15 protein-coding genes are annotated in these 22,599 nt (G+C 71.2%); 8 read left to right on the top strand and 7 right to left on the bottom strand.

Features of this window, described 5'->3' with window-relative positions; all coding sequences use genetic code 11:
* Nucleotides 1-43: 43 nt before the first annotated feature.
* The 3 genes from I0C86_RS12200 to I0C86_RS12190 form a co-directional block, all read right to left on the bottom strand.
* The gene (locus I0C86_RS12200) at nucleotides 44-4,357 is read right to left on the bottom strand and encodes a CHAT domain-containing protein (protein WP_196201335.1); all 4,314 of its coding nucleotides are present in this window, start codon (nucleotides 4,355-4,357) and stop codon (nucleotides 44-46) included.
* A gap of 183 nt (nucleotides 4,358-4,540) precedes the next feature.
* Nucleotides 4,541-5,194 (bottom strand): response regulator transcription factor, encoded by a 654-nt coding sequence (locus I0C86_RS12195; RefSeq protein ID WP_196201353.1) that lies wholly within the window; start codon nucleotides 5,192-5,194, stop codon nucleotides 4,541-4,543.
* Nucleotides 5,191-6,471 (bottom strand): sensor histidine kinase, encoded by a 1,281-nt coding sequence (locus I0C86_RS12190; RefSeq protein ID WP_196201334.1) that lies wholly within the window; start codon nucleotides 6,469-6,471, stop codon nucleotides 5,191-5,193. The genes I0C86_RS12195 and I0C86_RS12190 overlap by 4 nt, the downstream gene beginning before the upstream one ends.
* A gap of 224 nt (nucleotides 6,472-6,695) precedes the next feature.
* On the opposite strand from I0C86_RS12190, the gene I0C86_RS12185 reads away from it, so the two are divergent.
* Nucleotides 6,696-7,874, top strand: a complete 1,179-nt coding sequence (locus I0C86_RS12185) for a serine hydrolase domain-containing protein (RefSeq protein WP_230394025.1) — start codon at nucleotides 6,696-6,698, stop codon at nucleotides 7,872-7,874.
* 106 nt (nucleotides 7,875-7,980) lie between these two features.
* On the opposite strand, the gene I0C86_RS12180 is transcribed toward I0C86_RS12185, so the two are convergent.
* On the bottom strand, nucleotides 7,981-8,658 hold the full coding sequence (locus I0C86_RS12180; RefSeq protein ID WP_192766500.1) for a Crp/Fnr family transcriptional regulator: 678 nt from the start codon (nucleotides 8,656-8,658) through the stop codon (nucleotides 7,981-7,983).
* Nucleotides 8,659-8,853: 195 nt separating this feature from the next.
* Here I0C86_RS12180 and I0C86_RS12175 point away from each other — a divergent pair, with 195 nt between their 5' ends.
* The 6 genes from I0C86_RS12175 to I0C86_RS12150 all read left to right on the top strand — a co-directional run bounded on the left by I0C86_RS12175 (nucleotide 8,854) and on the right by I0C86_RS12150 (nucleotide 14,409).
* Nucleotides 8,854-9,561 carry an adenosylcobinamide amidohydrolase gene (locus I0C86_RS12175; protein ID WP_196201333.1) on the top strand — a complete coding sequence of 236 codons (708 nt, stop codon included), beginning with the start codon at nucleotides 8,854-8,856 and terminating at the stop codon, nucleotides 9,559-9,561.
* 88 nt (nucleotides 9,562-9,649) lie between these two features.
* Nucleotides 9,650-10,846 (top strand): CapA family protein, encoded by a 1,197-nt coding sequence (locus I0C86_RS12170; protein WP_196201332.1) that lies wholly within the window; start codon nucleotides 9,650-9,652, stop codon nucleotides 10,844-10,846.
* A 161-nt stretch (nucleotides 10,847-11,007) separates the two neighbouring features.
* Complete coding sequence (nth, locus tag I0C86_RS12165; RefSeq protein WP_196201349.1) at nucleotides 11,008-11,802, top strand: endonuclease III; 795 nt, start codon at nucleotides 11,008-11,010, stop codon at nucleotides 11,800-11,802.
* Nucleotides 11,799-12,452, top strand: a complete 654-nt coding sequence (locus tag I0C86_RS12160) for a TlpA family protein disulfide reductase (RefSeq protein ID WP_323373601.1) — start codon at nucleotides 11,799-11,801, stop codon at nucleotides 12,450-12,452. The genes nth and I0C86_RS12160 overlap by 4 nt, the downstream gene beginning before the upstream one ends.
* On the top strand, nucleotides 12,449-13,129 hold the full coding sequence (locus I0C86_RS12155) for an NUDIX hydrolase (protein WP_196201331.1): 681 nt from the start codon (nucleotides 12,449-12,451) through the stop codon (nucleotides 13,127-13,129). Before I0C86_RS12160 ends, I0C86_RS12155 begins: the two co-directional genes overlap by 4 nt.
* A gap of 101 nt (nucleotides 13,130-13,230) precedes the next feature.
* Complete coding sequence (locus tag I0C86_RS12150) at nucleotides 13,231-14,409, top strand: MarP family serine protease (RefSeq protein WP_196201330.1); 1,179 nt, start codon at nucleotides 13,231-13,233, stop codon at nucleotides 14,407-14,409.
* Nucleotides 14,410-14,424: 15 nt separating this feature from the next.
* Here I0C86_RS12150 and mycP read toward each other — a convergent pair whose 3' ends face one another.
* Nucleotides 14,425-15,705: a type VII secretion-associated serine protease mycosin gene (gene mycP, locus I0C86_RS12145; protein ID WP_230394028.1), complete on the bottom strand. Its 1,281-nt coding sequence runs from the start codon at nucleotides 15,703-15,705 to the stop codon at nucleotides 14,425-14,427.
* Nucleotides 15,706-15,880: 175 nt separating this feature from the next.
* Nucleotides 15,881-19,861, bottom strand: a complete 3,981-nt coding sequence (gene eccCa, locus I0C86_RS12140) for a type VII secretion protein EccCa (RefSeq protein ID WP_196201329.1) — start codon at nucleotides 19,859-19,861, stop codon at nucleotides 15,881-15,883.
* Nucleotides 19,862-20,161: 300 nt separating this feature from the next.
* Here eccCa and eccD point away from each other — a divergent pair, with 300 nt between their 5' ends.
* A complete protein-coding gene (eccD, locus tag I0C86_RS12135) occupies nucleotides 20,162-21,589 on the top strand; it encodes a type VII secretion integral membrane protein EccD (RefSeq protein WP_196201328.1) in 1,428 nt (475 codons plus the stop codon).
* A gap of 197 nt (nucleotides 21,590-21,786) precedes the next feature.
* On the opposite strand, the gene I0C86_RS12130 is transcribed toward eccD, so the two are convergent.
* Nucleotides 21,787-22,293: an inorganic diphosphatase gene (locus tag I0C86_RS12130; RefSeq protein WP_192766509.1), complete on the bottom strand. Its 507-nt coding sequence runs from the start codon at nucleotides 22,291-22,293 to the stop codon at nucleotides 21,787-21,789.
* Nucleotides 22,294-22,599 lie beyond the last annotated feature (306 nt).

The following is a 22,599-nucleotide window of genomic DNA, read 5'->3' as shown; positions in this document are numbered from 1 at the left end:
TCTGTGCAGGTGGCGAACTTGGGCAACGCTCGGCTGGTGGCTCCTACCGCTGACCCGCCTGACGGTCGTGGTCGGGCGGCCCTGGCTGAGCCGGTACGGACACGAGCCCGGACAGCTTGTCCCTGAGCATTGCCATCTCTCGTTGGGCTTGGGCGTTGCTGGGGTCTCTTTCGGCGAGGTGTTGGCGGATGGTGAGGCTGTTGCGGTAGTGGTTGCTGGCGGTCGTGGTGTCGCCGAGCGTCATCGCCAGGTCGCCGAGTCTGTTGTGGGAGATGGACAGGTCTCGTTGGGTTTGGGCGTTGTCGGGGTTGGTTTCGGCGAGGTGTTGGGCGATCGTGAGGTCGGCAAGGTAGTGGTTGCTGGCGGTGGTGGTGTCGCCGAGCGTCATCGCCAGGTCGCCAAGTCTGTTGTGGGAGACGGACAGGTCTCGTTGGGCTTGGGCGTTGCTGGGGTCGGTTTCGGCGAGGTGTTGGCGGATGGTGAGGCTGTTGCGGTAGTGGTTGCTGGCGGCGGTGGTGTCGCCGAGCGTCATCGCCAGGTCGCCGAGCTTGTTGTGGGAGATGGACAGGTCTCGTTGGGCTTGGGCGTTGCTGGGGTCGGGTTCGGCGAGGTGTTGGCGGATGGTGAGGCTGTTGCGGTAGTGGTTGCTGGCGGCGGTGGTGTCGCCGAGCGTCATCGCCAGCTCGCCGAGCTTCTCGTGGGTGACGGACAGGTCTCGTTGGGCTTGGGCGTTGCTGGGGTTGGTTTCGGCGAGGTGTTGGGCGATCGTGAGGTCGGCAAGGTAGTGGTTGCTGGCGGTGGTGGTGTCGCCGAGCGTCATCGCCAGGTCGCCGAGCTTCCCGTGGGTGACGGACAGGTCTCGTTGGGCTTGGGCGTTGCCGGGGTCGGTTTCGGCGAGGTGTTGGGCGATCGTGAGGTCGGCAAGGTAGTGGTTGCTGGCGGTGGTGGTGTCGCCGAGCGTCATCGCCAGGTTGCCCAGCTTGTTGTGGGAGATGGACAGGTCTCGTTGGGCTTGGGCGTTGCTGGGGTTGGTTTCGGCGAGGTATTGGGCGATGGTGAGGCTGTTGCGGTAGTGGTTGCTGGCGGTGGTGGTGTCGCCGAGCGTCATCGCCAGGTTGCCCAGGTTGTTGTGGGAGACGAATAGGCTTCGTTGGGCTTCGGCGTTGTCGGGGTCGGCCTCGACGCGTTGCCCGTTGGCTCGGTGCAGGCGGTGGAGACGTTCCCCACCGGCACGGAGGTTGCCAGCCGCCAGTAGCGCCACGGCCTCGCGGCCGAGCAGGATCTGGTGACCGCGGTGATCGGTGGGAATCGCGGCCGTCAGCTCACCGAGCAGGGCGGCGGTGGCCAGCGTGCCGATACCGAGGCGCGGCGCCATGAGACCCAGGCCGGTGAGTTCGTCGTACCGGGCGAGGGCCGCGAGATGTCGACCGGCCTCGACGATGTCGTCGAACCTGCCCCGTTCACCGGTCAGATGTTGATGGTGCATCCGGTACGCGCGATCGTGCCGCTCTGCCAACTCTTCACCCTGGTGCGGGCGAAGGGCTTCGCTGATCCACGGATGGACGGTGACCTGATCCTCGGGTGCGGGGGAGAAGAGGGTGAGATCGAGGAGTCGGTGGGCGTACTCGGTGGTCTTCTGCTGTTGACCTTCGGTCGGGGTGTCGCCATAGCGGGCGAAGGCGAGGTCGGGCAGGGCCAACGGTACGGACGACAGCGCGGCTTGTAGCAGCAACTCCCGTTCCTCGTCACTGACGTGGGTGAGCAGTTCTTCGAGCAGGATGTCGCGGCTGCCGAGCAGCACCGCCTGGCTGACCACCTGCCGAGGATTGCGCCCGGGAGCCAGGTCGACGTGGTGGTTCCGGGCGACGGTACGCAGCTTCGCGGCGACGAACCTCAGATTGCTGCGGCCGTCGCGGAGCAGGGCGTCGACGAACTCGATCAGCCGGGGGTGGCCGCCGATGGTTCTGGCGACCAGCCGCCGGTCGTCGGCTTCCAAACTTCGCAGGCCCGGCAGTCGGAGGAACATCCGGCGAAGCTCGCTGGGGGTCAACGGCGGCATCGGCAGGTGCAGGAGCGTGGCGTCGTGGCCGGGGACCGGGTGACGGCAGGTGACCAGCAACCGTCCCTCGTCGGCGGCGTCGCACAGGGCGGTGAAGACCCCCTCGAACGCAGGATCGCTGAAGGCGTGTCCGCCGGAGGTCAGGTTCTGCTCGAAGTCGTCGAAGACCAGCACCAGCCGTACCTGCGCCAGCAGATCGGTGATGATCTGGAGCTTGACCCCGTCGTCGACCCCGGGATCGGCCAACGCCCGGGACACCTCGGCCCCGCCCGGGGTCGCCAGCAGGGCATCGGCGGTGGCGCCGAACAGTTGCGGAGGGTTCCACCGGCCGTCGTGCACCACCACCGCCCAGCTCTGCTGCCGGAGTCGGCTGATCGTCCGGCCGGCCACGGCGGTCTTGCCGATCCCGCCGACACCGGTCACCGCGACCCCCGACACCGCCCCGAACCGGTCAACTGCGGCGGGTGTGCCTCGCAGCACCGACAGGACGGTACGCAGTTCGGTGCGCCGGCCGATCAGGTAGTTCACCGGCAGCTCCCGGACGGACCGGCCGGACGGGGCGACGGTCGGCTCCCGCAGCGGCTCGGCGGTCAGCGCCGGGTCGCGGAGCGGAGGATCGTCACCGGCGGCCAGCAGTGTGGCGATGGCGTACTCCGGGCGACGGATCCGACCCTCGGCGCGGGCCAGCAGCGCGTAGTGCTCCTCCACCTCCCGGCGAGCCCGGCCCAGGGCGGTCGCGACCGAGGCGGACGGGTCGGTCACGAGCGACCGGTACAGCGCGGCGGCCAGCACGGTGGCGTAGTCGTCGGTGACCGAGGTCTGCATCCCGATCACCCGGTCGGCGCCGTGCCGGACCAGGGTCGCCGCCAATCCCTGCTCGCTGGCCGCCCCGGCGCAACTGGAGAGCACGATCAGCGGCAACGGCCGCCCGCTGCCGCGCAGTGTCTCGACGAGCCGCTGCGCGTCGACCTGGACCGGATCGCCGTCCTCGGTTTCCAGTTCGATGCTGGTCGGCGAGCCGTGCGCGGACAGGTGCAGCACGTGGTACTGATCCTCGCGGAGCGCCTGGCCGATCTGCTCCAGCGCGCCGACCTCGAGGATGGTCACCTGGGCGTCACCGCTGCGGCCCACCGCACCGGCCGAGTCCAGGATCGCCTGCATCTCCGCCTCCACGTCGAGCGGCGGATTGGACGTACGGGTCTCGGCCGGTGCGGCGACCGCAGCGAGGATCTTCAACGGGCCGGGCAGCGGCCTGGCCGGCGACCTGGTCACCCCGGCCAGCCGCCGGGTGACGGACACCCCGGGCGCGGTGACCAGCGGGCGGCCGTCGGGCAACTGCAACAGCTCGTACGGCAGGTCGGCCGTCGTCTCGTCGGCGACCACGATCACATCCACTGTGGAGCCGAACGCACTGTGGTGCACGAATCCGACCAGGTGCCCCAGCATCCCCTCGTCGAACATCGCGGTGGTCAACTGCCGTCCCGCGCTCGCCAGCCGCTCCGCCGCCGCCGCGCCCTCGCCGGGCAGCGCCGTCCACACCATGGCGACCCCGTACGGCAGCCCGGCGGCATGTTCGCCCAGCGGCGTACCGGCCACGGTCAGCCCGGTGACGAGCTGCCCGTCGACCTCGGCGACCCGGAGCACCACCTCGGTACGCAGACCTACCGCGAGAGGTGTGGCCGGCCGGCTGGGTTCGGAGGCGGAGTCGGCACCGCCGGTCAATGGCGGCAGATCCGGCTCGGGCCCCAGTTCGGGCACCAGATGCCGGGGCTTGCCGAGGATCGTCCGGACCAGCGCCTCGGTCCCGGCGAGGGTGAAGTCGGTGACCTCGTACCTGGTGCAGGTCTGGGGGCTGAGCCACAGCGGGACACCCTCGGCCGACTGGCCGGGCAGCACCACCGGCAGCAGTTTCGGCAGCCAGGCCCGCCGGTCGGTGTAGAACAGCTCGCGCAGCAGGGCGGCCTCGAACTGCACACCCCGGCCGTCGTCCGGCTCGGGGTCACCCTCGGCCCGTCGCCGGTACGCGGGGGAGGCCACCACAATCACGAAATCGGCGTCGACCGCCTCCTGCTGCATCCAGGTCACCCAGTCGAGGCGCCGGTCCGCCATCGCCAGGTCCAGCCGCGCGTCGATGCGTGCCTTCGTCCGCAGCATCGTCCACAGTTGCCGGACCGCCTCCTGGTGCTCGTCCGACTCGTGGGCGTACGAGATGAAGACCCGTACCGGCCGCTGCCTCGCGGACGCTTCCACCCTGTGCTCGACCGACACGGCGACACCCACCAGATCCGAAGCGGACACCCGTCAAGGCAGCAGTCTGTCACCGTCCGCAGCCGGCAGTAGACCCCCGAGTGACGGACAATTGGCATCCGACGACGCAGGAACGACCGAAAACGGCCTCTGTACCACCTGCCGAAGGGCAGTCGGTACGGGGCTGAACGGCTACCGGCGGCAGTCTCTTCGTGTGTGCGCTGCCCGGCCGGGTCAGGACTCCAGATGGCGGAGGACCGCGAGGACCCGCCGGTGGTCCGCCTCGGAGGGCGGCAGGCCGAGCTTGCTGAAGATGCTGGTGATGTGCTTCTCGACCGCGCCCGCGCTGAAGAACATCGCCGAGGCGATCGCCGTGTTCGAGCGCCCCTCGGCCATCAACCGGAGCACCTCACGTTCCCGGCTGGTCAGCCCGGCCAGTGCGTCGGGGCGCTTAGGCGTACCGAGGAGCTGGGTGACCACCTCCGGGTCCAGCACCGTGGCGCCGGCGGCGACCCGGGTCAGGGCGTCGACGAACTCGCCGACGTCGGCCACCCGGTCCTTGAGCAGGTACCCGACGCCCTGCGCGCCGCCCGCCAGCAGTCGGGCCGCGTACGTCGTCTCCACGTACTGGGAGAAGACCAGCACTCCGGTACCCGGATGCGAGGCCCGCAAGGCGAGTGCCGCGCGCAGCCCCTCGTCGGTGTGGGTCGGGGGCATCCGGATGTCGACGATCACCACGTCGGGCCGGTGCTCGTCGGTGGCGCGCAGCAGTTCGTCCCCGTCCGCGACCGCGGCGAGCACCCGGTGCCCCCGGTCGGTGAGCAGATGGACGAGCCCGTCCCGGAGTACGCCGGAGTCCTCGGCGATGACCACCCGGAGTCCGCTCACGAGTGCACCGGCAACTCGACGCTGACCAGCGTCGGCCCTCCGGGCGGGCTCTCGATGCGGATCGAGCCGTCGACCGTCCGTACCCGCTCGCGAAGCCCGACGAGTCCGCCGGCCGGCAGCGCCGTGCCGGACCGCCGGGCCGCCCCGAAGCTGGCGCCGCCGGTGCCGTCGTCGCCGACCCGGATCCACAGCCGGCGGCCACGCTGGCACACCTCGACCGTCGCGCGCCCCGCACGGCTGTGTTTGGCGACGTTGGTGAGCAGTTCCGCCGCGCAGAAGTAGGCGATCGTCTCGATGGCCGGCGACGGTCGATCGGAGATCTCCACCCGTAACGCCACCGGTACGGCGCATCGGGCCACGAGCGTGGTCAGGGCCGCCTCCAGACCGTTGTCGAGCATCGGTGGATGAATGCCACGGGCGAGGTCGCGCAGTTCGGTGATGGCCGCCTTCGCGTCGGAGTGTGCGGTCTCGACGAGCACGCGGGCGTCGGCGGGTACGGCATCACCCAGCTTCTCCTTCGCCATCCCCAGCTTCATGGCCAGCGCGACGAGTTGCGCCTGGGCGCCGTCGTGCAGGTCACGCTCGATCCGCCGGAGCAGTGCGGCGGAGTCGTCGACCGCATGGGCACGAGTTTCCTCCAGATCGGTCAACCGGTCGTCGAGGCTGGTCGGGCCGAGGAGGGCCCGGATCAGCAGCCGGTCCAGAAGCAGCACGCAGTGCAGTATCCGGGGTCCGATCAGGAGCAGGGCGACGCCGATGCCGCCGAGCAGTATCGCCCTCGGCCAGGTGTCGAAGAAGAAGTCGCCCAACTGCAACGCGGCGCGGTGCGGACGCCCCGCGCTGTCGGTGTTGACCGGCCGGACCGCCCACCACCAGAACGGGTAGCTGAGGAAGACCGCCGAATAGCAGACCAGGGCCACGGCGACCCCGGCCGTCAGTACCGCCGTCGGAAGCTTGACGAACAGGTACGCCAGAGCACGCCAGCCGGCACCGTCGCCGAGCCCGGCCCGGACGAAGCCGACCGGACCGACCGGTCGGCGGATCGGTCGGGGGGCGGCGAGCCGGACACCGAGCGCCGCCCTGGCCAGCCTGCGGTGCAGCGTGCCCCAGGCCCGAGCGCCGAGTACCCCGGCGGCGAGCAGTGGCAGGCCGAGCAACGTCAGCGACAGCATGCCGCCGAGCACGATCGTGATCACCACGTACGCGAGGCCGAGCACCGCCAACGGAAGGCTGACCAGGGCGTACCCGAATTCTCGTCGGGCCTGTCGCAACCGCATCGTCGTCCGATCCTTCCCGCTGGGGCTCGCGTGCCGTGCCCCGGCGCGCTCCGCACCGCCCAGCATGGCGGGCGGGGATCGCGCCGACCCACCCGGACAGCCTCCGAACACTTTCGGGTTGTCCCTACCCGACCCGGGGGTGGGCCTGATCGATCGCCGGGATCTTGGGCGGCAGGGTCTGAGCGGTACGGAACGTGATCCCGAGATCAGGAGCAGGAGCAGTCATGAAGAGTCGACTATGGATGGTCGTGGCGTCGGCCGGAATGTTGGCCGTCGTCCTCGGCGTCCCGCCAGCGGCCAGCGCGAATGCTGGCACGGTGACCGGGCGGGATGGCCCGGCGCAGAGCGGATTGCGGGCGGCGGCCGGTCAGTTGGTCGAGGACGGGTACCCGGGAGTGATCGCGTACGGGCGGATCGGCGGCCAGCAGTGGCAGGTGGCGGCGGGAGTGGCCGACCTTGCCACCGGTACCCCTGCTCGACCGGGAGACCGGTTCCGGATCGGGAGCAACACCAAGGCGTTCGTCTCGACAGTCTTGTTGCAGTTGGTCGGTGAGCGCCGGCTGCGTCTCGACGACCCGGTCGAGCGTTGGCTGCCGGGAATGGTACGTGGGCCGGGCGTCGACGGCACGAAGATCAGCGTTCGGCAGCTGTTGAACCACACCAGCGGGATCTGGGACCCGACCCGGGAGCGGAGCTTCTGGGCGCCGTACCTCGACCAGCAGGATTGGGATTACGTCTATCCGCCGCGCGGCGTCGTCGCGGCGTCGGTGGCCCATCCGCCGGACTTCGCCCCGGGTACGTCGTGGGCGTACTCGAACACCAACTACCTGCTCGCGGGCTTCGTTATCGAGGCGGTGACCGGGCGGGACGCGGTCACCGAGATACAGCGGCGGATCATCAGGCCACTCGGCTTGAGCGAGACCTCGTTTCCGGTGACCGATCCGGAGATCCACGGACGGCACCTGCACGGCCACGATCTCGCCGGTCGGGACATCACGAGATTCAGCCCGTCGTACGACTGGACGGCCGGCGCGATGATCTCCACGACGACGGACCTCGCCCGATTCCACCGGGCCCTCTTCGGTGGAACGCTGCTCCGTCCCGCGCAGCAGCGGGAACTGACCACCCTGGTTACCCTCCCGGACGACCCGTCGGGTGGGTACGGACTGGGGATCCAACGGATGGCGGTGCCCTGCGACTCCGGGGAAGTGCCGGTCTGGACGACCGACGGTGGTGGGCCGGGCTTCACCAGCACCGCCGTCAGCACCGTGGACGGCGCCCGTCAACTGGTCCTCGCCGGCAACGTGTACGACATCGACCGGGAAGTCCGGGGCCTGCTGCCGGTGCCGCAGAGCATGGGCTTCCTGGCCGCCCTCCGCGCGGTCGTCTGCGTCAACGGTTGACCGAGCCGGTCATGTCGACGACGACCGAGGCTGCCGGCTTCACGGCCGGCAGCCTCGGAGGTCGTACGGTCGTCCCGGTCGTGGCCGTTCGGTCGGACGCGGGCGGTCAGACGCGGGCGCGGCGGGCCAGGCGCTCGGGGTCGAGGATGATGATGCTCTTGCCGTCCAGCCGCAGCCAGCCGCGCGAGGCGAAGTCGGCCAGCGCCTTGTTGACGGTCTCCCGGGAGGCGCCGACGAGCTGGGCGATCTCCTCCTGGGTCAGGTCGTGGGTGACCCGGAGTACGCCGCCGTCCCGGGTGCCGAACCGGCCCGCCATCTGGAGCAGGTTCTTCGCCACCCGGCCGGGCACGTCGGTGAAGATCAGGTCGGCCAGGTTGTCGTTCGTCCGGCGCAGCCTGCGGGCGAGAACCCGTAGCAGTTGCTCGGCGATCTCCGGCCGGTTGTTCAGCCACGGCCGCAACGCCTGCTTGCGCAGCCGGGCGAGCCGGGTGTCGATCACGGCGGTGGCGGTCGCCGTACGCGGACCGGGGTCGAACAGCGACAGTTCGCCGACCATGTCCGAGGGGCCCATCACGGCGATCAGGTTCTGCCGACCATCGGCGGCACGTCGACCAACCTTGATCTTGCCGCTCAGTACGATATAAAGGCTGTCGCCCGGTTCGCCCTCGTTGAAGACGATTTCGCCCTTGCGGACCTCGATCGTCTCCATGTCCTTGGCGAGCGCCTCGGCAGCCTCCGGGTCGACGCCCTGGAAGATCCCGCTGCGGGCCAGTACCTCGTCCATTGCGCACCTCCGCCTACGCGGGCCGTCCCGCCGGCCAGGGTTCGTGGCCGGTGATCCCCCGCGCGCCGCCAAGTCTAGGCGCATGTGAAGAGTAATCGGAGGTGCCCCCTGGAATCTTGATCCGGAGCGGACGTGCGTAAGAGCAGATGAGCGGGGGATCGGCCGGCTTCCGGACGGGGGTCGTAGGGTCGACCGGTGTCGTCCGAGCCGCAGTTGACGTCCCGTACCGAGGACGGGCGTGACGTTCCGATACTGGTCTGGCGCCTCGGCGCTCCGCTGCTGGCGATCAGTTCCGCCCCGCTCGGCGGCGGGATCGGCGTACGGCACTGGGTGGTCAACGCGACCGTGCCGATGTCGTACCGCCGGGACGACCCGGACGTCCACCTCGGCGAGCTGGCCGACCTGCTGGACCTGCGCGGACCGGGAATCGGACTGCTCACCGGCGTCGACGTCGCCCAGGTGGTGACCGCTACCGACACCGGTGTCCGGATCTGGACCACGGTGGGGCTCGGTGCTCCGATCTGGGCCGCCGCCCCGGACCAGCCGCATGACCCGGCCCCACGGCAGATGGACCCCGGGAAGATCGACCCCGGGCAGATGGAGCCCGCGCGACCGGTCGGTACGGTCAACATCGTCGCGCTGCTGCCGGTCAGGTTGAGCGACGCGGCACTGGTCAACGCCGTCGCCACCGTCACCGAGGCGAAGGCCCAGGCGCTCCGGGAACTGGGTCTACCGGCCACCGGCACCGCCACCGACGCGGTCACCCTGCTCTGCCCGCCGAGCGGCCCGGTGGCCCCGTACGGCGGCCCGCGCTCGCGCTGGGGCGCCCCACTGGCCCGAGCCGCATGTCAGGCGGTACGCCTCGGCGGCGCCACCCCCGGCGTTCCCTGGTCGGACCGGTGACCCCCGACGGTCGCTGACGGATCGGTGCCGAGATTCGGTCCTGCCGGCCGTCGCCACTCTTGCCCGATCCCGGTACTGTCACCGGGCGATGTACGACACCAATCGACCCCCGCCGAAGTCCCGCCGGGCGCCACGCCGCACCGGCCGGACCGTTCTGATCGTCACCGCCGTCCTGACGGTGCTCCTGGGCACCGGTGTGGCCGGAGTGGCGCTGTTCAACGTTCTGGGCGACGACTCCGCCGCGCCGCAGACCCCGGGTGCCGCCGGCGGCGGCGCCTCGGCCGACCCGTCGCCTACCGGCAAGCCGGCGCCGAAGGTCATCTCCATGTCGGCCACCGGGGACATCGTGATGGGCAACGCCCCGAACCGGCTGCCCGCAGGCGGCGGCAAGGGCTTCTTCAACTCGGTCAAGAAGGCGCTCGCCGCCGACCTGGTGATGGGCAACCTCGAGGAGCCGCTGACCAATGACACCGGCACCTCGAAGTGCGGTGCCAACTCGACCCGCTGCTTCCAGTTCCGGGCCCCGCCGTCGTACGCGGCGCACCTCAAGGAAGCCGGCTTCGAACTGCTGAACCAGGCGAACAACCACGGGTACGACTTCGGCAAGGCGGGCTACCGGAACACCCAGCTCGCACTGGAGAAGTACGACCTCCAGCACACCGGCGCGCCGAACCAGATCACCGTGGCCGAGGTCGAGGGCGTCAAGGTCGCGGTCGCCGGCTTCTCGTCGTACCCCTGGTCCAACAGCCTGACCGACATCGCCTCGGCCAAGAAGGTGATCCAGAAGGCGGCGACAATGGCCGACCTGGTCGTCGTGCAGGTACACATGGGCGGCGAGGGCTCCGAGAAGACGCGGGTCCGGCCCGGTACCGAACTCTTCCTCGGCGAGAACCGGGGCGACCCGATCAAGTTCTCCCGCTCGATGATCGACGCGGGGGCGGATCTGATCGTCGGCCACGGGCCGCACGTGATGCGGGCGATGGAGTTCTACAAGGGCCGGCTCATCGCGTACAGCCTGGGGAACTTCGCCGGTGGCGGCGGCGCGCTCAGCAACGACGGCCGGCTCGGCTGGGGCGGGGTGCTCAAGGTCTCGCTCGCCTCCGATGGCAGCTGGGCCGGCGGGCAGCTCATCTCGACGTACATGAACGACGCGGGCAAGCCGACCATGGACGGCCAGAAGCGCACGCTGGGCCTGGTACGCGACCTGGCCAAGTCCGACTTTCCGAAGACCGGCGCGAAGTTCGCCGCCGATGGCAAGATCTCGCCTCCGGCCGCCGCCAGCTGACTACCCGGCTGACCACCCGGCCGTCCGCTTCCCCATGCTTCGGCCTCGTCCGGCTCCCGGACTCGCCGTCGTCGCCGCGACGTAGGCTGGCCGACGTGAGTGCGACAGACGATTCCGTCGACACCGGGGTCGTGACCGCGGCCGGTGCGGCGACCAGGGCGATCCGGGCCGCGCGGCCGTCCCGCCGTACCGTGGAGAGCGATCTTGGCCGGAAGCGGCGGGCCCGGCGGATCGGGCGGCTGCTGACCGAGGCCCACCCCGACGCCCACTGCGAACTCGACCACTCCGGTCCGTTGCAACTGGCCGTGGCGACCATCCTCTCCGCCCAGTGCACCGACCAGCGGGTCAACGAGGTGACGCCCAAGCTGTTCCTCCGCTATCCGACGGCGGCCGACTACGCCGGGGCGGACCGGGCCGAGATGGAGGAGCTGATCCGGCCCACCGGCTTCTTCCGCAACAAGACGAACTCGCTGATCAACCTGGGGCAACAGCTCGTCGAGCGGTACGACGGCCAGGTGCCCGGCCGGCTGGTCGACCTGGTGACCCTGCCCGGAATCGGCCGGAAGACCGCCAACGTCATCCTCGGCAACGCCTTCGGAGTGCCCGGGATAACCGTCGACACCCACTTCCAGCGGCTGATGCACCGGTGGGAGCTGACCACCGAGACGGATCCCGTCAAGATCGAACACGCCGTCGGGGCGCTGTTCGAGCGGCGCGACTGGACGATGCTGTCGCACCGGGTGATCTTCCACGGCCGCCGGGTCTGCCACGCCCGCAAGCCCGCCTGCGGGGCCTGCACCCTGGCCAGGGTCTGCCCGTCGTACGGCACCGGGCCGACCGAGGCCGCGGCCGCCGCCAAACTGCTGAAGGGTCCCCGGGCCCGCGAACTGGCGGTACACGCCGGCGTCGACCCGGACCTGGTGCCGGCGACCGCCGTCGTCTCGGACGCACCGTGAAACGGCTGCTGCTCGGCGGGTCGCTCGTGCCGCTGCTGCTGCTCGCCACCGCCTGCACCGGGTCGGACGCGGACTCCGAGGCTGGCCCGGCGCCGGCCACCCAGACCGCCGCGACCACGGCGTTCGCGGACTGCGGCACCCTGACCGCACCGCTGTCCGCGCCCGCCTCCGGGTCCGCGCCCGCCTCCGGGTCCGCGCAGGGCAAACCCGGGTCGACCGGCTCGGGTGAACCGCTGCCGGCCCTGAGCCTGCCCTGTTTCACCGGGGGGACCCAGGTGTCCGTCGGCGCGCTGCGCGGGCCCGCCGTGATCAACCTCTGGGCCTCCTGGTGCGGGCCCTGCCGCAAGGAACTCCCCGCCTTCCAACGCCTCTCCGAGCGGACCGCCGGCACCCTGCGGGTGGTGGGGGTGAGCACCCAGACCGGGCGATCCGCCGCGCAGTCGATCGGGGAGGACTTCGGGCTGCGGTTCCCCACCCTCTACGACCCGGACAACCGGCTGCGGCTGGCACTCCGGCGCGCGGTAATGCCGATCACGCTGTTCGTCGACGGGCAGGGGCGGATCCGACACCGGGACGAGACGGGCGCGCTGGACGACGCGGAGCTGGCCGACCTCGTTCGACAGCATCTGGGGGTGGCGGTGTCGTCGTGACCGACCGTGAACTTCCGACGTGGTGCGAGCCGTTACTCACCCGGGTCCGGTCGGCCCGTACCGAGGACTTCACCCCGCTGCCCACCCCGGTCAACGGTGGGCGGGCCAGCGCCGTACTGGTGCTGCTCGGTGAACAGCCGGCACACGGACCGGACGTACTGATCCTGCAACGCGCGGCGACCCTGCGTACCCACGCCGGCCAACCGGCCTTCCCCGGTGGCGCCTGCGACCCGGAGGACTCCGACGCCGCCGCGACCGCGCTGCGGGAGGCACACGAGGAGGTCGGCCTCGACCGGGACAGCGTCACCGTGCTGGCCCAGCTGCCCCGGCTGTGGATCCCGGTCAGCGACTTCGTCGTCACCCCGATCCTGGCCTGGTGGCACCGGCCCCATCCGGTGCACTCCCGCGAGCCGGCCGAGGTCGCACACGTGGCCCGGCTGCCGATCACCGAACTGGTCGACCCGGCCAACCGGGTCCGGGTACGCCATCCCAGCGGCTGGATCGGCCCGGCCTTCCAGGCCCGAGGAATGCTGGTCTGGGGCTTCACGGCCGGGGTGCTGGCGGCACTGCTCGACATGGCCGGCTGGGCCCGGCCCTGGCCGCAGGACCGGGTACTGGAACTGCCGCCGACCAGCCCGCCGCCGGCACCCGACGCGAGCGGTGACGAGGCGGGATGACAGGCCGATCCGCCGCCCGCCGAGTCGACCGGGCCGGAAAGTGATTCGGCTGTCTCCGTCGTGGCGGCGTCATTCCCAGGACGCCCCCGTACCCTGAACGGGTGTCGGTGGTGGATGTGGTCCTCATCCTGCTCATGTTGCTGTTCGCGATCAGCGGCTACCGGCAGGGCTTCGTCATCGGACTGCTCTCCTTCACCGGGTTCTTCGGTGGTGCGCTGATCGGGCTGCAGGTCGGCCCGCTGCTCGCGGAGCAGTTCACGAACAACTCGACCCGGGTCGTGGTCGCGCTGATCGCGATCTTCGGCCTGGCGGTGCTCGGCCAGGCGCTCGCCGGATGGCTCGGCTCGCATCTGCGGCACGCGATCACCAGCCAGGTGGGCCGGCGGGTGGACGACGTCGGTGGCGCAGTCGTCTCGCTGCTCGCCGTACTGCTCGTGGCATGGCTGGTGGCCGTACCGCTGGCGTCCTCGTCGCTGCCGTGGCTCGCGAGCGCCGTCCGCAACAGTGCGCTGCTGACCGTGGTGGACCGGGTGCTGCCGCCGGAGGCCCAGGCGCTCTCCCGGGCGTTGCGCGACACGGTCGACACCAACGGTTTCCCGGACGTCTTCGGCGGGCTGGTCCCGACCCGGTCCCGGGAGGTGGCCTCGCCGGATCCGGCGCTCGCCGGATCCCAGGCGGTGGTGAACGGCCGGCGGTCGGTGGTCAAGGTGCTCGGGAACGCGCCCAGTTGTTCCCGCCGGATCGAGGGGTCCGGCTTCGTGTACGCCGACGACCGGGTGATGACCAACGCCCACGTGGTCGCCGGCACCCGGAGCGTCTCGGTCGAACTGGCCGGCGAACGGCACAACGCCCGGGTGGTCGTCTACGACCCGGACCGCGACCTCGCGGTGCTCTACGTGCCGAACCTGTCGGCACCGATCATGCCGTTCGCCGCCAACCAGGCGGAGGTGGAGGACGACGCCATCGTGCTCGGCTTTCCGCTGGACGGCCCGTACAACGCACAGCCGGCCCGGATCCGGGACATCGGCGAGATCAGCGGACCGGACATCTACGAGTCGGGACGGGTCAACCGGGAGATCTACACGATCCGGGGACTGGTCCGGAGCGGGAACTCGGGCGGTCCGCTGGTGACCACCGGTGGCCAGGCGCTCGGCGTGATCTTCGCGGCGGCGGCCGACGACCCGAACACCGGGTTCGCGGTGACGGCCGACGAGGCCCGGTCGACCGCGACCGCCGGGGTCGAACGGACCCGGGTCACCGGTACCGGATCCTGCACCTGACCGGGATCCGCCGGGTCACGGGCCCCTGCGGCCCAGCCGGCGGACCAGCAGGACGCCCCCGGCGACGACCACGACGAGCAGCGCACCGCTGCTGAACAGGCCGTTCGGGGAGCCGGGAAGCGGACTGCCCGCCGGCTCGGCCGTCCAGTTCGCGGAGCGGCCGGAAGCCAGCGTTCCCACCGCACCGGAACCGTCCTCGGGCTGCTCCGGCGACTGCTCCTGGCCGGGCGCGGATCCGAAACCGGAGACGGCGGGCGCCGCCTCGCCGTCGTCCAGCGGGTTCCGCTGTACGGCGGAAACCTCGCCGTTCAGCGCGGCGACGGGATCGACGACGCCGAAGCCGAACTGGTCGTCCCGACCGGACAGACCGACGTCACGCGCGGTATTGATCAATCGGTTGACCACGTCGGCGGCGGACATCTTCGGCCAGTGCGACCGGACCAGCGCCGCCGAGGCGGCCACCAGCGGCGCGGCGAAACTGGTGCCCTGGACCTGCCAGAAACCGCCCGGTCGGGCACCGGAGAGCCCCGTCGCCGGAGCCGAGAGCACCGTCTCCGGGCCGGTTATCGATCCCGACCAGAGCGCGTCACTCTCCCGTTCCAGACCCGCCACGGCGACCACGCCCGGCTCCCGGGCCGGATACCAGACGCGCTTGCCGGCGGACGATCCCAGATTGCCGGTACAGGCGACGACGACCACGTCGCGGGCGAAGGCGTAGTCGAGGGCGGCGGCCAGTGCGGGACTGTCCCCACTGCCGCCCAGGGACAGGTTCACCACCTGGGCGCCGTTGTCGACCGCCCAGCGGACGCCCTTCGCGACGACCAGGGCGTCGTCGTAGCGGTTCTCCTCGTCGAGCACCCGGACCGGCAGGATCTTGGCCTTGGGAGCCAGGCCGGCGACGCCCCGGGTGTCGTCGTTGCGCCCGGCGATCAGGCCGGCGACCGTGGTGCCGTGCCCGACCGGGTCGGTCTGCCCGTTGCCGATCCCGTCGACCAGGTCGATGCCGGGCAACACCTGCCCGGCGAGGTCGGCGTGTGAGGCGTCGACCCCGGAGTCGACGACCGCGACAGTGACGCCCTTGCCGGTCGAGATCCGCCAGGCGGCCTTCGCGTGGAACATGTCCAGTTGCCACTGCTTGTCGCGGATCCCGTCGGCGACGACGGGCAGGCTGACCGGACGTGCCGGTACGGCGGCGGTTGCCGGCGCGGGGGCGACCAGCGAGCTGGCGAGCCCGGCCGTGGCGAGCAACGCCGTCCCGGCGACCCGGGCGACGGCGCGGTCCTGTTGATGCGGCAGCCTGGTCACAGCATGGCCATTTCACCCCGGGGGACACATGATGCACGGAGGTTACCCCGTTTCACCCCTGTCGCGGGGCGAAACTTCGCGACGACCTCGACGGAACGCCAACCACCTGCTCACGCGCCGCCCGCTCGACCGGTGACCCCGAGGCGGTCACCGGTCGACCGGGCTGTCAGGTGGGCGGCAGGTAACCGAGCTGCACGAGCCGGATGCCTTCCTTCCGGGTCACCAGCCGGCCCCGACCGGGCGGCATCGGTCCCGGACGCACCGAACCGATCAGCGCACCCTCGTCCTTGCTTCCGGACATCACCAGACCGGGCGAGGAGAGTTCCCGGAGCCGCTGGATGATCGGCTCGTAGAGCGACCGCGAGGCGCCACCCGAGCGCCGGGTGAGCACCAGGTGCAGACCGACGTCCCGGGCCTGCGGAAGGTACTCGACCAGCGGCGTCAGGGGGTTGTTCGGGCCGGTGGCGACCAGGTCGTAGTCGTCGACCAGCACGAACAGCTCCGGCCCGGTCCACCACGAGCGGTCCCGCAACTGCTGCGGGGTCACGTCCGGGCCGGGCAGCCGGCGCTGCATGTAACCGGCCACCGACTCGATCAACTCGCTGGTCGCCGCGGCGGCGGTGCCGTACCCGATGAGGTGGTCGGACTGGACCACGCCCAGCAGGCTGCGCCGGAAGTCGACCAGGATCACCCGTGCCTGCTCCGGCGTGTACCGGGTGGTGATCGAGATGGCCAGCGCGCGCAGGAACGACGACTTGCCGCACTCGGCGTCGCCGAAGAGCAGGAAGTGCGGTTCGGAGGCGAAGTCGATCGCCACCTGCTGGAGATCCGCCTCGGAGATGCCGATCGGCAGCCGGAGGCCGGTCGCGCCGGCCACGTCCAGATCGGCGTACGGCAGGACCGGCGGGAGCAGCCGGACCCGGGGCGCCGGTGCGCCGGCCCAGTTGCCGGCCACCGCCTTGACCAGCGCCTGAGTCTGCCCGCCACCCAGGCTGGACAGCTCCGGCAGGACGGTCAGGAAGTGCAGGCTCTCGGCGGTGATGCCCCGGCCCGGCGACTTCTCCGGCACGTTCGCCGCCGCCTTCCGGGAGACGATCGAATCGGTGGGGTCACCGAGCCGCAGCTCCAGCCGGGATCCGAACAGGTCCCGGATCGCCGGCCGGAAGTCCATCCAGCGCGGCGCCGCGGCGATCACGTGCACGCCGTACGACAGGCCACGGGTGGCGATGTCGGTGATCAACGGCTCCATGTCGTCGTACTCGCCACGCAGGGTGGGCCAGCCGTCGACCACCAGGAACACGTCACCGAACGGGTCCGCGCCCACCCCGACCCCGCCGGTGGCGGCCCGCCGCTTGCGGTACGCCGGCATCGACTCCACGCCCAGTTCGGCGAAACGCTGCTCGCGTTCGTTGAGCAGGGTGGCGATCTCGCCGACGGTACGCCGCACCGCCGCCGCCTCGGACCGTCCGGCGACCCCGCCGACGTGCGGCAGGTCGCGCAGCGCGGCGAGGGATCCGCCACCGAAGTCGAGGCAGTAGACCTGGACCTCTGCCGGGGTGTGGGTCAGGGCCAGGCCGCAGACCAGGGTCCGCAGCAGGCTCGACTTGCCGGACTGCGGCCCACCGGCGATGGCGACGTGCCCGGCGCCACCCTCCAGGGACAGCCACAGCAGGTCACGTCGCTGCTCGAAGGGCTTGTCGATCAGGGCTACCGGCACCTGGAGGGCGCCGTGCAGTTCGGGGTTGCCGAAGGTGAGCCCACGGGTCGGGTCGGTGATGACCGGGCCGAGGATCTCGTCCAGGGCCGTTGCCTGGGACAGCGGCGGCAGCCACACCTGGTGGGCCGGTGGGCCCTGCCCGACCAGTCGGGACACCATCACGTCGAGCAGGCTCTCCCCGGTCGCCTCCTCCGGACCCGGTTTCGGGGTGGCCGGCACCACCGGCTTCGGGACCGGCACGAAGTGGGTGGAGTACGACAGCAGCCGGGGACCGGTGTAGCCCTGCGCACCCGGGCCGCTCGCGCTGGTCTTCTGGAACGGGCCGGAGACGTACGCCGCCTTGAACCGGATCAGCGGTTCGGTGCCGAACTTCAGGTACCCGTGTCCGGGCGCCCGGGGCAGCTCGTACGCGTCCGGCACGCCGAGCACGGCCCGGGACTCCAGCGCCGAGAAGGTCCGCAGACCGATCCGGTACGACAGGTGGGTGTCCAGCCCGCGCAGCCGGCCCTCCTCCAACCGCTGCGAGGCGAGCAGCAGGTGTACGCCGAGCGACCGGCCCAACCGGCCGATCTGGACGAAGAGGTCGATGAAGTCGGGTTTCGCGCTGAGCAGTTCGGAGAACTCGTCACAGATGACCAGCAGCGAGGGCAGCGGTGCCAGCGCCGCCCCACCGGACCGGGCCTTGTCGTAGTCCTTCAGGTTGGCGTAGTTGCCGGCCTTGCGGAGCAGTTCCTGCCGGCGGATCATCTCGCCGTTGATCGCGTCGACCATCCGGTCGACCAGGGGGAGCTCGTCGGCCAGGTTGGTGATCACCGCGGCGGTGTGCGGCAACCGGTCCAACGAGGCGAAGGTCGCGCCACCCTTGAAGTCGACGAGTACGAAGTTGAGCGCCTCGGAGGAGTGCGTCGCCGCCAGCCCGAGCACGAGGGTACGCAGCAGCTCGGACTTTCCGGAGCCGGTGGCGCCGATGAGCAGGCCGTGCGGGCCCATGCCGTCCTGGGCCGACTCCTTCAGATCCAGGTCGATCGCGCCGCCGTCGGCGCCCACCCCGATCGGCACCCGCAGCTTGTCCCGGTTCGGTCGCGGCGCCCAGCCCTGTGCCGTACTGAAGTTCTCCGGGTCGCCGACGCCGAGCAGTTCGCCGAGGGTCATCTCGGTGGCCAGCGGGGTGTCGGTGGATCCCTTCGTGGCGGCGGCGAGCCGGAGCGGCGCCAGCCGGCGGGCGACCGCCTCGGCCTCCTCGAGGCTGAGCCGGTCCGGGGTGCCGACCTCGGCCTGCCCGTCCATCGTGAAGGTGTTCAGCCGGCCACCGGTCAGTTCCAGGACCAGTGTGGCGCGGTCCAGCAGTCGGGGCGGCGAGCTGTCCAGGTCGATGATGGTCACCGCGTCGATGCCGCTGTCGCCGGCCAGGTAGCCGGCACCGTTGAGGTCGCCGCCGTCGAGCACGATCACCACGTGCGGGCCGTCGGTCGCCGGGCCGGACAGGCTGAACCGGGAGCGGTTGCCGACCACGTCGTCGATGAGCTTCTCCAGCTCCACCGCCGAGCTGGCCACCATGCGTACCGGGCCGAGCGCGTCGATGCTGGTCGGGTGGTGCGCGTGCGGGAGCCACTTGGCCCACTCCCACCGGGCCCGCCGTTCCGGGCCGGCGCAGATCGCGATCAGCAGTTCCTCGGGCGCGTGGAAGACCGAGAGCTGGGTGAGTACCGCCCGGGCCACCGCCTGGGGGTCGCCGCCGGCCGGCTCGCGGGACTGGTCCCGCCCGCCCGGCGCGTTGCGGATGAAGACCCGGGCGAAGCCGCGGATGGAGAGCGCCACCGGCAGGTCCGGCACGACCGAGTACGCGTCGAGGAACCGGCGCAGCGCACCGGCGGTCATCGGTTCGAGGTCCTCCAGCGGCCGGGTGACCGGCGGCACGAGCGGGGTGGCCAGGGTCTGCGGGCCGACGGCGACCCGGACCACGCCGAAGTCGCCGTCGCTGGGGCGGCGCTCCCAGACCCGGTAGCTGCCCACAGTGGACCAGAGCTGGGCCGGGTCGGGATGCCGGTAGAAGAGACCCGACCGTTGCTTCGACGCGGTTTCCCGAACCCGGCGGCGCAAGGTGGCCAGGTGCCGGAGGTACTCGCGACGGGCGGCCATCATTTCCGACTTCTTAGGCGTTCCTGACGAACTGCCCCAGGACGATGCCACCATGGCCAGCGAGGAGACGCCGAACATCGCACCGACGACGTACGAGTAGGCGCCGCCGCCCCGGCCGAACATCATCGCCATCGCGACCGAACCGCCGAGCATCGGCAGCACCATCATCATCTGCTGCCACTTGCTGCCGGTGGCCTGTGGGATCTCCGGCGGAGGCTCGACGGCCAGTTCACCGGTCGGGATGTCCGGTGCCGGCCGCCGGGGCGGACGCTTGATGACGACGGTGCTCACCGTGCTCCTCCGCCCTGCCGACCAGCGGTTTCCCGCCGGAGTTGGCCAACGCGCGGCGGCCCGCCGTCGAGCCTGCGGGCCCGTCCGGCACGGTTGACACCGCACCGGCACTGGCTACCCGTGTCCATGTGAGACCTCCCCTAAGGCCGCGGCGTTGGAGCAGTTATCCGGTGCCGGCGGGCCATCCGACGCGTCCGCGTCGCAAATGTCCTCGTGCTCGGTCGGACGAGCTTGCCCCATCCTAGGTAAAGTGCGGTCGTCCGCGCAGCCATGGGTTGCCCCCTCGATGGAGGACTGTCGATGAGTACCGGGCTCGCCCGCGTCACGATCAGCGCGCCGCAACGACGGGTCGACGTCGCGCTGCCCGAACACCTGCCGTTGGCCGAACTCCTACCAGAGGTGCTGCGGCACGCCGGCGAGGGACTGGCGGACGACGGCGAGAAGCACGGCGGCTGGCTGCTGCGCCGTACCGACGGTGAGCCGTTGGCGGCCGGCAAGGCCCTGCTGCCGCAGGGCGTACGGGACGGTGACGTGCTGCATCTCGTACCGGCCCGGGCGCAGTGGCCGGAGCTGGAGTACGACGACGTCGTGGAGGCGATCGCCGACGGCGCCCGTCGACGCGGCAGCGCGTGGTCCGGAAGGAACACCCGGATCGGCACGTTGAGCGCCGCGGGCGGGCTGCTCACCGTGGGACTGCTCGCGGTGGTCGCCGGCGGCACGGTCTGGTCCCTCGGCGCCTTCGTCGCGCTCGGCACCGCCGTACTGCTGGCGGTGGGTGCCGTGGTGGCCTCCCGGGCGTACGGGGACGCGACGGCGGGCGCCGCACTGGGCGGGTACGCGATGCCGTTCGCCTTCTTCGGCGGTGCCCTGCTGGTGGCCTCCGGCGACCGGGTCGGAGTGCTCGGCCCGGTCGGCTGGCTCGGCGCACCCGAGGCGCTGGCCGGCTCGGTGGCGCTGCTGCTGATCGCGGTGCTGGGCCTGGTCGGGGTGGCCGCCGGGCTGCGGGTCTTCGCCGCCGGTGTCTCCGTCGGGCTGCTCGGCGCGCTGACCGCGCTGGCCGGATTCCTGCTGTCGGCCGCGGGATCCGCCGCGATCCTGATGGCGGTGCTGGTCTGTGCGATCGGAATGCTGCCGCTGCTGGCGATCCGGTTCGGCAAGCTGCCGATGCCGCCGATCACCCTGCCGACCGGGGCGGAGGCGGCGGAGGGCTTCAGCGCGGCCAGTTCCACCCAGGGCGGCGTACGGGAGCGGCCGGACCGGGGACGCGTCTTCGCGGCGGTCGCCCGGACCGAGGAGCTGCTCACCGGGATGCTGATCGGGCACGCGGTGCTGGCCGTCGCGGCGGCGCTGCTGCTGGTGGTGTCGGGCGGGTTCTCCGGCCGGCTGATGGTGGCGGTCTCGGCGGCCGCCCTGCTGCTCCGGTCCCGGCTCTTCGTCACGGTTCGGCAACGGGTTCCGCTGGTGGTCGCCGGGGTCGCCTCGTTCGTGGTGCTCGGGATCGCACTGCTGCTCCGGGTCCAGGAGGGCGGCCTGCTCCTGCTCGCGGCGGGCGGGCTGGGACTCGCCCTGTTGACCATCGGTGCCGGCGCGACCTACTCGAAGCGTGAGCCGGGGCCCTACCTCGGCCGGACCGCCGACATCATCGACACCCTGATGGTGGTGGCGGTGGTCCCGGTGGCGTGCGCGGTGCTGAACCTGTACGCCCAGGCGCGCAGCCTGATCGGCTGAATTCCGCGGCCCCCGGTGTTCGGGGCGGATATACCGCACGACAGCCCTTGACCGACGAAGTCCTACGACTTCCACCGGTCAAGGGCTGTCGGTCTTGACGATCGTCTGCGGCGTCAGTGCGCCGATCCGCCGTTGGTGCGGTCAGTGCGCCGATCCGCCGTTGGTGGCGTCAGTGCGCCGATCCGCCGTTGGTGGCGTCAGTGCGCCGACTCGCCCCGTTCGACGGCTTCCTGCTGGCGCCGGAAGGAGGCCCGGATCTCGGCCTCGGCCTCGGTCCGACCGACCCAGGTGGCGCCCTCGACGGATTTGCCCGGTTCCAGATCCTTGTAGACCTCGAAGAAGTGCTGGATCTCCAGGCGGTCGAACTCGCCGAGGTGGTGGATGTCCCGGAGGTGCTCCTGACGCGGGTCCTCGTACGGCACGCAGAGGACCTTGTCGTCGCCGCCCTTCTCGTCCGTCATCCGGAACATGCCGATCGTCCGGCACCGGATGAGGCAACCTGGGAACGTGGGTTCGGGTACCAGTACCAGAGCGTCGAGGGGGTCGCCGTCCTCGCCCAGTGTGCCTTCGATGAAGCCGTAGTCCGCCGGGTACTGGGTCGACGTGAAGAGCGTGCGGTCCAGCCGGATCCGGCCGGTCGCGTGGTCCACCTCGTACTTGTTGCGGTGACCCTTCGGGATCTCAACCGTTACGTCGAAATCCATCTCGCACGCTCCCTCGTTTGCCGGCGCTGGCCAACGGAACCACAACGTCGTATACCGGCGCGGGTGATCTGGCGATTCACCTGGTTCGCGCCGGCCGCCGTGCGGTGTTCGGACCAAAGTAGTGTCGCCTAGGCAGAATTCGACGGGGAGGAGGGGCCGGTGGGGAGTGAAGATTCACACTCGGACCTGACGGGTGACGGCCCGTCGGACCGTCCGCGCGGGCGCGTCGTGGTACCCGGCGCCGGAGGACCGCAGCCCGCTGCCGGCTCGCCGCCGGCCCGGGGCCGGGCCGTCGTGCCGCTGCCC

It is taken from the genome of Plantactinospora alkalitolerans, assembly GCF_015690345.1.
Taxonomy (GTDB): domain Bacteria; phylum Actinomycetota; class Actinomycetes; order Mycobacteriales; family Micromonosporaceae; genus Plantactinospora; species Plantactinospora alkalitolerans.
The sequence above is the reverse complement of the archived record's forward strand: the minus strand, read 5'-3'. Positions and strand labels throughout refer to the sequence as shown.